The sequence below is a fragment of the Variovorax sp. P4_D9 genome, from assembly GCF_056401695.1.
In genome coordinates this window covers 1-11,406 of sequence record NZ_JBFUIU010000258.1, presented here as the reverse complement: position 1 = coordinate 11,406, position 11,406 = coordinate 1, and the positions used below count along the sequence as shown (strand labels likewise).

Sequence of the window (11,406 nt, the reverse complement as noted above, 5' to 3'; positions counted from 1 at the left end):
ATGCGGCCGGCATCGTCGGCTGGGTGCAGATCGAGGCGCTCGACGGGCCGAACAGCCTCTGCAACTTCCCGAATGCGGCGCAGATCATCGCCGCCGCCGACGGCCTTGGACGTTGACCTGCGGCGAACCGTCCGCCAGCGTTGCTACCAGGAAGCATTCGTTGGCACCGCCACAACTGCAGAGGACCGAATCGGCAGACGCGGTTGCCTCAAAATCGGCTGCCCGCAGGGCGTGTCCGTTCGAACCGGACCTCGGGGACCATCAGCGTCATTCGGTGCAGTAGCTCAGTGGAAGAGCGCGGACGTGGTTGATGGATCGTTCCCATCCTGCACTACGAGGAACACTCGCAGCAGCGGCCGGCTTTTAACCGGTAGGTCGAGGAAATCTCTGCCCGCACCAAGATTTCAATACGGACCTCTAGCTCAGCCGGCAGAGCGGCGCTTTACACGCCGAGGGCTGGCGGAATCGGCAGACCCGCGACGTTGAGGGCGTCGTGTCCGAAACGACATCCCGGCTCGAGGCCGGGGTTGTGCACCAGCCAGCCAGGCGAGGTCTCTCAGGTTGCGGCGCTGGTCCTTTCATACATCGCCCACTTCACGGTCAGGATGTCGGCGGCGATCTTGGCAGCGTTCACCCCGGCATAGGATTCAGCCGGATCGAACTCGAATCCCTCGCGGTATCGGACGACCTGTGCGTAGTCCTTGTCGAAGGTCATTGGACCCATGAGGCCTGCCGGATCAACTCCAGCGGGAACCGCCAGAAACTTTTCTGGATTGGTGGCGCTTTGGTAGAGGTCGACGGTCATCAGGTTCATACGGCAATCCTTGACGTTCAAACGGTGGTAAAGCCTGGCGCGGAAATCATCCTGTACTTCATCCGCGCTAGGTGCAATCGGCGCGCGCCTACATATCCTGTCCCCCCGGCCCTTCCACCCCTCAGCCGGCGGGCCTCCCAGCAAGAAGGGCTGCGCGAAGGGGAGCCGACCTTGATCGGCATAGGGGGCAGCGCGAGGCTGCGCCCCTGCCACACCACCCGGCATGCGGGTCCACACCGGGCGGTCATGTGAGTCGATGGATGCCGAGGCTGTCGAAGTAGCTCACCGTGAGCACACGGTGGACGTCCGAGAGGCTGCAATGCCACCAGTGGTTGTCGACACCAGCCACCAAGGCGGCCAACTCGTGGGTCGGCTCGAACCATCTCCACCTGGTCCTCCCGTGCCATCACGATCAGGAACTCCTACTCGTGATCGCTGAATCAGGCTCCGTTCGAACATACCAAGTAGGCGTGGCCAACGTTGATGAACGCCCGCTCCAGGATCGCCGCGTCCGACTCGTCCGCCAGGCCCTTCTTCCCGTTGATCGCGATATCGCGCCGCCACTCGCGTCCATAGGCCCCGGCATCGTTTTCGCTCGCGAAGTACGCTTCCTGCAGCAAGGACCGCAGGCGATCGCTCAGCGGCTGGACGCGCGCCAGGCTATGAGCCGAAACCGCATGGAAGAGCCTGTCGGCCAGTTCGTCGCGGGACTTCGAGCCCGCCGGCGGCGCGGCCAGCCCATCACGCGCACGACCGCGGCCAGGACTCGGGCCTTCAGGTTGGCATCGTCCTCGGCCTCGCGCGCGCGCTCAGCCTTTGCGCTGTTCCCGCCAGCAACCGCCAGAGCTTCGGCGTCGCGCGAACGCCGCGCCACTTTGTCTGCGAGGGTGTCCAGAAGGCGCTGTGCCTTTACCCGGCGATCGCCTGCGGCAGCAACGGGCGACAACTGCATCTCGCGAGGCTGCAACGGTCTTGTGCGCGTTCTCGCGCGTCATGAAGCTCACGCCGAGCAGATCAGGGCGCGCTTGCTCCAGTGCGTAGGCGCCGGGCGAGAGGGTCATGGCTCGGTCGTGCTGGTCGACGACGATATACCGCTCGCCGAGCAGCGGTACGGACCTGTTCTGCTGTGGCCTCCCAGGTCGCAACGTCGTCGCGGAGGACGGCCAGGACATCGGAGGTGGAGTTCGTGTTGGGTTCGGTGCTCATAAGGCAACCTCTTGGTTTTTGAAGCTGCCCGAAGTTTCGCGCAGGCAAGGTTGTCCACGGGGCTTGGTTGTGGACAACGCGCTGGCCCTTTGTCAGGCCACGAAGCGTGGTCCAGGCCAGAAAGCGGGCCACGAGGTCGTCGGACGGCCAAGACCGGAAGTTCGTCACAGCTTCTAAGCCCTTTGCGTTCGGGCGCCGGGCGTGAGGGGGTTTTCTTGTCAGTTGCGGATTCCTGCGACAAGTATCGCTCTCGGGCCTGCCGGAAGATGCCCCGCTTTGATAGAGCAAGCCACTTGAAAAGGCGCGGCTGAAGCAGGTCAAAAGACTACCGTCCACCCTCGGAACAGAGAAGCTGCGCCTAGAGCATATAAGTCGCAATCGCTGTATCTAGAAGACTTCTGCCATCATGCGGCGCACTCCAAGAACACTTCGTTTGCGACAGCTGTGGTGCTGTGATGGTGTCATGCAGGCGGGAAAAGACCTCCCGGTCCGCCTGTGGGTAAAATCCGGGCCGGCGTGCATTTGAAGAGAAGACGTTTTTCCATCGAATCATCAAAATTCAGACGCCTTTGTCGCAAACGTTCGCTAAGCGACGAACTCCCTTAACTTCAAAGGTTCCAGACTCAATGACGAAGTCCTACGCGCAACTCAAATCCGCCATCGCCAAACTCGAAAAAGAGGCGGCCGCGCTCCGTGAAACTGAGACGACAAAGGTGGTTGCGCAAATCAAGGAGTCGATTGCCACGTTTGGCCTGACCGTCGAACAGCTCTTTGGCGCTGGCGCCAAAGCATTGAAGACAGCCGCCGGCAAGGCCCTCGGCGGTGGCAAAGCAGTGCGCAAGGGCGCAGGCGTTCCCAAGTACCGCCACCCCAAGACGGGCAAGACCTGGACGGGCTTCGGCAAGGCTCCCGGGTGGATTGCCACGGTTCGCAACCGTGACAAGTTCCTCATCGACCAATCTGGCGTTGTTGCAGCACCTTCGGTCGAAAAGGCCGTGGCGCCTGTCGCTGCAGTGGCGGATAAAGCCACCCGTGAGGCCCGCACAGCTGCAGCACTGGTGAAGACGTCGATTCGCGCCAGGAAGGTTGCTCCCGCTTCTGTCGCAGCTCCCGAAATTAAGGCTGAAAAGCCGGTCGCGAAGAAGGCCGCACCAAAGAAGAGCGCTCCTTCGAAGAAGGCCGCGCCGGCAAAGAAGGCAGCTGCCGCCCCCAAGGCTGCAAAGGCTCCAAAGGCTGCTGCGAAGGCCCCCAAGGAGGCCGCCGCCAGGGCGATTAAGTCGCAAGCTGCCGCCAAGACCCGCAGCCCGCGCACGTCCACGAACGCTGCGGCGCCTATTTTGACCCCCGCCACGCCGGAGACGGCTGCATCCGCGAGCTGATAACGCAATTGGCCTGCTTCGGCCGAAGAGACCACACGAACGGGCCGCTCTGCGGCCCGTTTCTTTTGGCGCAGCTTCCAGATATGGCGCTGCGAGGGTTTCCATCGACTAGGCTTTGTCGGTCTTCGGAACGGGCATGCTGTGGGTGAGGGTTCGTTCTCGACTGCCGTCGACCCGGAACTTCGTTCATACATCCAATGGGCGGAGCAGCTTCCCCAGGTCTATACCCCGGCAAAATGAACGAACGCTGTTTTCCGCCCGATGGCGGCCAAGAGCAGTAATCCGCCACCGTCTGCTTCAGGGGGGGCCATTTTTGGCCGAGGCACCATTCAGACCGGGTATCGAGAGTTGTTCGAGCTTGGGCTTGTATGCGACATGAACGTCGTCAATGCGGCCGTTGAATCGAAACGGCGCACGGCTGTAGTAGTCCAGCGCAACTGGCGAGCCAAGATCCATGCCGACATCGAAGGTCTCTGTCGCCGTAAAGGTCAGCGGCAGAGTGTAGGGCACCTCGACACGGCCCACCTCGGCCCCATCGACCCGCAGCACGATTTGCGCCGGTGCGCCGGGCTTGGATGAGACCATGACTGTTTCGACTTCGATGCGAGCCTTGCCCTTGGGCAGCGCAGCGGTCGAACGCACCACACTGCGCTTTAACGCCAGCGCGTTGTATTCGTAGACCAGCTGGCCTCGATCGATGTAAAGGGTGACGCCGCCCGACACGCCCCCCATCGCGTAGATCACGCCCTGCGCGTCGGCCGGAAGCACCGCATCGACCGTGACCAGGCTGTTGCGCGAACGCAGGTTCGGCGCGGCGAATTCGGGCAGGCGGGTGACGCGGTCACTGAAGATCCAATCGCTGTACGGCGTCTCGATGCGTGCCTTGGGATCGAGGAAGGGATAGAGGCCCGCCCCCAGCGGATAGACCTTGTTGGCCTTCGCTTGAGCGTCGAACTCGCGCTTCATTTCTTCCAGCTTGGCCGGGTTTGCGGCTGAGACATCGACCGCTTGCGAGTAGTCGCCGTCGAGCTTGTACAGCGCCCAGGTGTCGTTGTCGGGCTTCCATCCGACGAACTGGGCGAAGCCTACGATCCACGGCGTGCGCGGTCCCCACACCGACGCCATCCACCCGTCCTTGTAGAGGCCGCGGCTGCCCAGGTTCTCGAAATACTGCGCCGGCTTGCGCGCGACGGCATTCGCATCGGCGAAGGTCGCGGCCATGCTCACCCCGTCCAGCGGATCCTGCGCCACGCCGTCGACTGACTTCGGCGGCGTCACACCCGCCATTTCGTAGATCGTCGGTGCGATGTCGTTGAGGTGATGGAACTGGTTGCGCACCCTGGCGTCGGGCTTGATCCTCTTCGGCCACGACACGGCCAGCGGCGTGCGCGTGCCGCCGAAGTAGCCGGCCACCAGTTTGGTTCCCTGAAAAGGCGTCATGCCGGCCCAGGCCCAGGCTGCGTGATACATGCTGTCGAGCTTGGGCCCGCCGAGCGCATCGAGCCCGCCATAGTCACGTTCCAGCACGGCCATGTGCTGCTGTGCGCTGGCCGTGACGCCGTTCTGCGAGTTGAGCTCTGCGATCGAACCTTGCATACCCTCCGCCGATGCGCCATTGTCGGAGAAGACATAGAAGATCAGCGTGTTCTCGCGCAACCCCTGCCGCTCCAGTTCATCGACCAGCTTGCCGACCTGCGCATCGGTGTGCTCCAGGAAGCCCGCATAGACCTCCATCAGGCGTGCCTGGAACTGCTTTTCCTTCGGGTCCAGACTGTCCCACGCGGGCAGGGTGGACGGCCGCGGCGTGAGCTGCGTGTCCTTCGGTATCCAGCCGAGCTGCTTCTGCCGCGCGAAGGCGTGTTCCGAGCGCGGCACGCGACGCCGAGCAGATGGCCGCGGTGTGGAAGGCGTTGTAGGTCACGCCCGTCTGCGCGACGCGTGAGAAGGTCGGCGTGTGGATCGGTCCTCCGACGGTGTCGGCCTGCGCGAAGCCGGCGTCGTCGAGCATCACGATCAGGACGTTGGGCGCGTCCGCGGCCAGGCGCGCGGGCGCCTTGCGCCACTCGTGGCGGGACTCCGCAAGGTTCGGGCCGGCCACGCTGGCGCTCGGCGGGCGCGGGAACGGCAGCGAGACCTGCGCGGCGGCTGGTGCGGCAAGGGCGCCCAACGGGAGCACTGCGGCCAAGGCCGCCTTCAGGTAGCGGTAGAAAGGATTCTTCATTTCGGGTCCTAGATGGTTGGCAGGATGTGATCTTTGAACATCTCGCGCAGGCGGTTCTTGAGCATCTTCCCGGTGGCTCCCAGCGGGATCGCATCGACGAAGACGACGTCGTCCGGCGTCCACCAGCTCGCGATCTTTCCTTCGTAGAAGGCGAGCAGCTCCTCGCGGCTGAGTTCCTGGTCGGGCTTCCTGACGACCACCAGCAGGGGCCGCTCGTCCCACTTGGGGTGATAGGCCGCGATACAGGCCGCCATCGCGACCTGCGGATGCGCCATGGCGAAGTTCTCCAGGTCGATCGAGCCGATCCACTCGCCGCCCGACTTGATCACGTCCTTGCTACGGTCGGTGATCTGCATGAAGCCATCCGTATCGATGGTCGCGACGTCGCCCGTCGGGAACCATCCCTGGCCGGCCGACTGCACCAGCGGTGGCTCGCCTTCGCCGCGGAAGTACTGCGAAACCACCCAGGGCCCGCGCACCAGCAGGTCGCCGCTGCACTTGCCGTCCCACGGCAGTTCGTTGCCCTCGTCGACGATCTTCATGTCGATTCCGTAGAGCGCGTGACCCTGCTTGGCCTGCACGGCGTATCGCTCATCCTGCGACAGCTGCAGGTGCCTGGGCTTGAAGCTGCACACGGTGCCGATCGGGCTGAGTTCCGTCATTCCCCAGGCGTGCAGCACGTCGACGTTGTAGACCTCCTGGAAGGTGCGGATCATCGCTGGGGGGCAGGCCGAGCCGCCGATAATCGTGCGCCGCATGGTGCGAAAGCCCAGGCCATGGGCCTCCACATGGGCGAGCAGCCCCTGCCACACCGTGGGCACGCCCGCCGAGACGGTCACGCCCTCGGCCTCGAACAGATCGTGCAGCGACTTGCCGTCCAGCCCCGGCCCCGGAAACACCAGCTTGGCGCCGACCATGCAGGCGATGTAGGGCAGGCCCCAGGCATTCACATGGAACATCGGCACGACCGGCAGGATCACGTCGCTCGCCGAGCAGTTCAACGCATCGGGGTTCGCAGCGACCACGGTGTGCAGCACCGTCGAGCGATGGCTGTAGAGCACACCCTTGGGGTTGCCCGTGGTGCCCGAGGTGTAGCAGAGCGACGATGCAGTGTTCTCGTCGAACTCGGGCCATTCGAACCGGTCGCTCGCGTCTTCGAGCAGGTCTTCGTAGGACAGCAAGCCGGGTACGGTGCTGTCCTTGGGCATGTGCGCGCGGTCGGTCATGACGACGAAATGGCGGATCGTCTTCACGCGCGATGCGATGGCCTCGACGAGCGGCAGGAATGTCAAGTCGAAGAACAGCACCTCGTCTTCCGCGTGATCTGCGATCCAGACCACCTGGTCCGGATGCAACCGCGGATTGAGCGTATGCAGCACGGCGCCGGAACCCGAGACCGCGTAGTACAGCTCCATGTGGCGATGGCCGTTCCACGCCAGCGTGGCGACGCGATCGGATGGCTTCACGCCCAGCGACGCCAGCGCATTGGCCATGCGGCGCGAGCGCGTCGCCATGTCGCGGAAGGTGTAGCGGTGGATGTCGCCCTCGACGCGGCGAGAGACGATTTTTTGTTCGCCATGGTGCCGCTCGGCGTGAACCAGCAGCGAGGAGATCAGCAGCGACTGCTGCATCATGAGTCCGTTCATAGGTGTTTCCTTGTCAGGCCGGAACTGCGGCAACAGCGGCAGCGGCGGTCGTTGATGGGTTCTTGAAATGCCTGTCGTTCAACAGGAGTGGATCGGCGGGACCATGGCGAGCAGCGCGAGGGCGGCGCTGGCAACCGCAGTACGGCGATGGCTGGCGACGGGAAGGCGCAAAGAAGCAGAGGGCACGGAGAGTCTCTCGAGGAAATTGTTGTTGTGGTGGCAGGGCTTGGCGTCCCTCCGGTGGAGGAACGGGTCAGCAGTAGCCCATCTTTCGGGCGTCCGCCAGCATCACGTGGCGCAGCAAGACGCGCGACAGCCGGCGCAGGTGGTAGAGCGGCTTGGCGAATGGCCCGACGAGCACCAGTTCTCGCCCGCTGCGAACGGCATCGACGATGGCGTGGGCGACAACATCCGCATGGACGCCCTTGGCCTCGTAATAGGCCCGCAACTTCGCAAGCTGCGCCGCGTCGATTGAAGGCGACACGTTGTTCGCGTTGTGCGTGATGGCTGTATTGATGATTCCCGGGCAAACCACCGTCAGCCCGACGCGGGAATTGCGAAGCCGCAGCTCCATCGAGAGCGACTCCGACAAGCCGATCACGGCGGACTTCGAGGCCGCGTAGGCGCTCATGTTGGGCGCCGGCGCAACACCCGCCACCGAGGCCACATTGACGACCCGGCGCGATCCGCCGGCCGCGTGCATTTGCGGCAGGAAGCAGCGCAGGCCGTGCACGACGCCCATCACATTGACGCCGAGCGTGCGCCGCCAGGCGTCCGAGGGACTGTCGAGGAAGCCTCCGAGATAGCCGATCCCGGCGTTGTTGACGAGGATGTCGAGCGGGCCGCCCTGCGCATGCACCTGCGCCGAAAAGGCGTGCATTGCCGCCTCGTCCGATACGTCGACACCGAAGGTCACGCAGTTCACGCCGAGGGCGCTTACAGCATCGCGCATGGGTGCGAGTCGATTCGTATTCAGGTCACAGAGCACCAGTTCGGCACCCTGGCTCGCGAAGGCGAGTGCGGTAGCGCGCCCGATGCCGGACGCGGCGCCCGTCACGAGGACGCGCTTGCCGCGAAGGTTCCTGAGAGTCATCGGCTTGACCTCGTTCGCTGATGACAGGGGTGTGCGATCTGTACGAGAAACACGGGTAGCTCCAGTGGTGGGGGACGCGTTGTGTTGATAGGATGGCCGGCGAAACCCGACTCGGATCTCGTGTACGGATGATGAAAAAATTGGCTGAATTTCGCAAAGTCAGTTGTCGACACTTGCTTGTCAATTTGCGACAAGCTGGTGGATACCCTCACGTCGGCAGCTTCTTTCGATGACCGCGTCACCCAAGCGCGTGCCGACGCGCTACTTCGCACTGATGCTGGGTTTCCTCGCCGCGCAAGGGGTGGACACGACGCGCCTGCTGTCGATGGCACAACTTGAAGCGAGCCGCTTTGAGGCCATCGACGGCATGCTCCTGCCCAAGGAGGTGGAGGCGCTGATCGTGGCCGCCTGCCACGTCACCGGTCGCACCGACCTCGGGTTCGAGGTGGGTCGCATGATCAAGCTGAATTCGCACGACCTCCTGGGCTACGGAATGCTCAGCTGCCTGCACCTCGACCACCTCCTGAGGTTCACCAGCCGCTACTACCACTTGATCAACGAGCTGTTCACGATGCGGTACCGGCGCTGGCCGGAGGGCGGCGAAGCGGTATTCACACCGGTCGTTGCGATGCCGATGCAGACGATGCACTTCCTGATGGAAGCGATCGCCGTGTCGGTGGTAAGCCAGTTCAGGATGCTCTTTGGCCCGGACGCGGTGCCCTACGACATTCGCATTGGGATGCCGCCGCCGCCGCACCATGCGCGCTATGCCACGCTCGATCCGGTGCGCTTCTTCTTCGATGAAGGGTCCATGCCGTCAGTGACGCTGGTGTTCGATCGAGCCGCGCTCGACCGGCCGCTCCCGATGGCGTCGCCCCAGGTGGTCGAACAGGTCGAGGAGCGCCTGCAGACGCTGCAGCGCCGGCCGGTGCCCGACACGGGCTGGGGCGAATACATCACGATGCTGCTGCGGGAGACGCAAGGGCAGCAGGTCACGCTGGACGACATTGCGCAACGCATGAACATCTCCGCCCGGACCATCGATCGCAACCTGAAGAAGGAGCACCTGCAGTTCCGCGAACTGTCGCAGCAGGTGCGGTTCGAGCGTGCCCGCGAGCTGCTCGTTCAAGGGGGAGCGACGGTGTCGAAGGTCGCCGAGCAACTGGGCTTCAGCGACACCGCCAATTTCACCCGCGCCTTCCGTCGCCACTGTGGGGTGACGCCGAGCGAGTTCCAGCRCCAGGCCGCCTCCGATCGCGGGGCTTAGTCGGAAAGAAGTCGGCAACTTGCTTCGGGGGGGCCCGGCGCGGACGGCGGGCGGGGTGCGCGTGCTTCCGGCGCAAGGGTATCCCCCAATTTGTCGGAAATTGACAAGCAAGTGTCGACATTGGCCTTTGCGGATCTGCGCCTTCTCTTTCATCATCCATGCATGCACCAGATCCAGGTCGGATCTCGCCCCGCCAGCCCCCTCAACCATCAAAGGAACTCCCCATGACGAACGACTACATCCTCGGCAACCCGAACCTGGACGTCCGCAAGACGAACCGCGCCATCGACAAGTTGATGGAGGTGACGACCAATCCGCGTCATCGCTTCATGCTCGAGGCGTACCACCGCCATCGCTTTCTGGAAATCGCTGGTCGCTATGAAGAGATCTTCGCGCCCGAAATGACGGTCGCAAAGCCGGTCTACCACTTCGAAGTCGCCGGCAACAGTGCGACGCTCGAGGGCGCCGAAGCCGTCAAGGGCTTCTACGCCGTCTGGGCGCAGACCAACCAATCGATCTTCTACGTCGAGGACGAACAGGTGGCCGTCGCCGACAACTTCATCGCGTCGGTGTCGACGATGTACCAGCAGACGCACGGCAAGACGCTGGCCGCCAACGGCATGCAGGTCGACGACGAGAATGCCTACTACCTGATCAAGGTCCCGGGCATGCAGATGTTCTGGCCCTATGACGATCAGGGCCGCTTGCTGGGCGAGGATGTCTGGGAGCCGAATCCSGCMGCGCGCACGCTGACCAAGCTGGCCCCCWCCGAGGTGCTGACCAGCGAGGAATCCGGCCGGCGGCTCGCGCCATTCATCAAGCCGCTGGCCTCCTTCGAGGAGACGATGCYGCAGGCAGCATAACGCGAGCCAGGCCGACTCCTGAACGTCAGCTTTGCCGACTCGGGTCTTTCGTGTCGAGAGGCTCCTATGGGCCCTGAAGAGACATCCACTTTCCTGATCTCGTTGCCGCAAAGCTGCCGGCCGAGCCCGCCCACAGGGACCTGAAGGAAGTCCCACAGCGGAGGGCACACATCGGCAGGCAGCAGACAGAGCGGTTGAGGCGCCGASCACGACTTGAGGCTTACCATCGCTGCATGGACTCACGCGAGGCCGCCCCCTCCCCCGAGCGCAATAAGCAGCCGATCCTCGAGGTACTTGCGCGCGTATTGCCGCCACGCGGCCTCGTGCTCGAGATCGGCAGCGGCACCGGGCAGCACGTGGCGCACTTCGCCAGGGCTTTGCCCGCCCTCACTTTCCAGCCCAGCGAGATGGACGTGGAGCGCCATGCTTCCATCGAGGCGTGGGTGGCCGAAGGCAACCTGYCGARCGTAAAGCCGCCCCTCGCCATCGATGTCACGAAGCATCCCTGGCCCGTATCCGCGGCYGAYGCGGTCGTGTGCATCAACGTGATTCACATCTGCCCGTGGGAGGCCACGCTCGCGTTGATGGCGGGCGTCGGCAGGATCCTGCCCGCCGGYGGCGTGCTTGTGACCTACGGCCCGTACATGCGCGGCGGCGCGCATACGTCGCAGAGCAATGAAGCGTTCGACGCGAGCCTGCGCGCAAGGAATCCGCTCTGGGGYGTGCGCGACATCGACAAGGTGGCGGAAGTGGCGGGYAATGAAGGCSTTGCGCTGGAGGAGGCCGTACCAATGCCGGCAAACAACTTCACTCTGGTCTGGCGGAAATCAAACGGCGCACTCCCCGGCGCGCGGGCCCTCATCGACGGGTTTGCTTGAGCACCAAAGCTGTCGGCCACGAATGGCGGGAACTGGCCG

The 11,406-nt window shown here is 63.9% G+C and carries 10 protein-coding genes; 4 read left to right on the top strand and 6 right to left on the bottom strand.

The window, feature by feature from the left end:
- Positions 1-556: 556 nt before the first annotated feature.
- Both AC1DY5_RS25395 and AC1DY5_RS25390 read right to left on the bottom strand, forming a co-directional pair.
- Positions 557-814, bottom strand: a complete 258-nt coding sequence (locus AC1DY5_RS25395; RefSeq protein WP_478115866.1) for a hypothetical protein — start codon at positions 812-814, stop codon at positions 557-559.
- Positions 815-1,254: 440 nt separating this feature from the next.
- On the bottom strand, positions 1,255-1,434 hold the full coding sequence (locus tag AC1DY5_RS25390; RefSeq protein WP_478115865.1) for a hypothetical protein: 180 nt from the start codon (positions 1,432-1,434) through the stop codon (positions 1,255-1,257).
- 1,212 nt (positions 1,435-2,646) lie between these two features.
- Between AC1DY5_RS25390 and AC1DY5_RS25385 the strand changes: the two genes are divergently transcribed.
- Positions 2,647-3,399, top strand: a complete 753-nt coding sequence (locus tag AC1DY5_RS25385) for an H-NS histone family protein (protein WP_478115863.1) — start codon at positions 2,647-2,649, stop codon at positions 3,397-3,399.
- A 297-nt stretch (positions 3,400-3,696) separates the two neighbouring features.
- On the opposite strand, the gene AC1DY5_RS25380 is transcribed toward AC1DY5_RS25385, so the two are convergent.
- The 4 genes from AC1DY5_RS25380 to AC1DY5_RS25365 all read right to left on the bottom strand — a co-directional run bounded on the left by AC1DY5_RS25380 (position 3,697) and on the right by AC1DY5_RS25365 (position 8,359).
- Positions 3,697-5,133 (bottom strand): sulfatase-like hydrolase/transferase, encoded by a 1,437-nt coding sequence (locus tag AC1DY5_RS25380; protein WP_478115862.1) that lies wholly within the window; start codon positions 5,131-5,133, stop codon positions 3,697-3,699.
- Positions 5,072-5,620 (bottom strand): sulfatase-like hydrolase/transferase, encoded by a 549-nt coding sequence (locus tag AC1DY5_RS25375; RefSeq protein WP_478115861.1) that lies wholly within the window; start codon positions 5,618-5,620, stop codon positions 5,072-5,074. Before AC1DY5_RS25375 ends, AC1DY5_RS25380 begins: the two co-directional genes overlap by 62 nt.
- Positions 5,621-5,628: 8 nt before the next feature.
- Complete coding sequence (locus tag AC1DY5_RS25370) at positions 5,629-7,266, bottom strand: 3-(methylthio)propionyl-CoA ligase (RefSeq protein WP_478115859.1); 1,638 nt, start codon at positions 7,264-7,266, stop codon at positions 5,629-5,631.
- A 253-nt stretch (positions 7,267-7,519) separates the two neighbouring features.
- On the bottom strand, positions 7,520-8,359 hold the full coding sequence (locus AC1DY5_RS25365; protein WP_478115857.1) for an SDR family NAD(P)-dependent oxidoreductase: 840 nt from the start codon (positions 8,357-8,359) through the stop codon (positions 7,520-7,522).
- Between the two features lie 229 nt (positions 8,360-8,588).
- On the opposite strand from AC1DY5_RS25365, the gene AC1DY5_RS25360 reads away from it, so the two are divergent.
- From AC1DY5_RS25360 to AC1DY5_RS25350, 3 genes are all read left to right on the top strand, one after another.
- Positions 8,589-9,626 (top strand): AraC family transcriptional regulator, encoded by a 1,038-nt coding sequence (locus tag AC1DY5_RS25360; RefSeq protein WP_478115856.1) that lies wholly within the window; start codon positions 8,589-8,591, stop codon positions 9,624-9,626.
- 224 nt (positions 9,627-9,850) lie between these two features.
- Positions 9,851-10,489 carry a hypothetical protein gene (locus AC1DY5_RS25355; RefSeq protein ID WP_478115855.1) on the top strand — a complete coding sequence of 213 codons (639 nt, stop codon included), beginning with the start codon at positions 9,851-9,853 and terminating at the stop codon, positions 10,487-10,489.
- Between the two features lie 233 nt (positions 10,490-10,722).
- A complete protein-coding gene (locus AC1DY5_RS25350; RefSeq protein ID WP_478115853.1) occupies positions 10,723-11,367 on the top strand; it encodes a DUF938 domain-containing protein in 645 nt (214 codons plus the stop codon).
- The last annotated feature ends 39 nt before the right edge of the window (positions 11,368-11,406 follow it).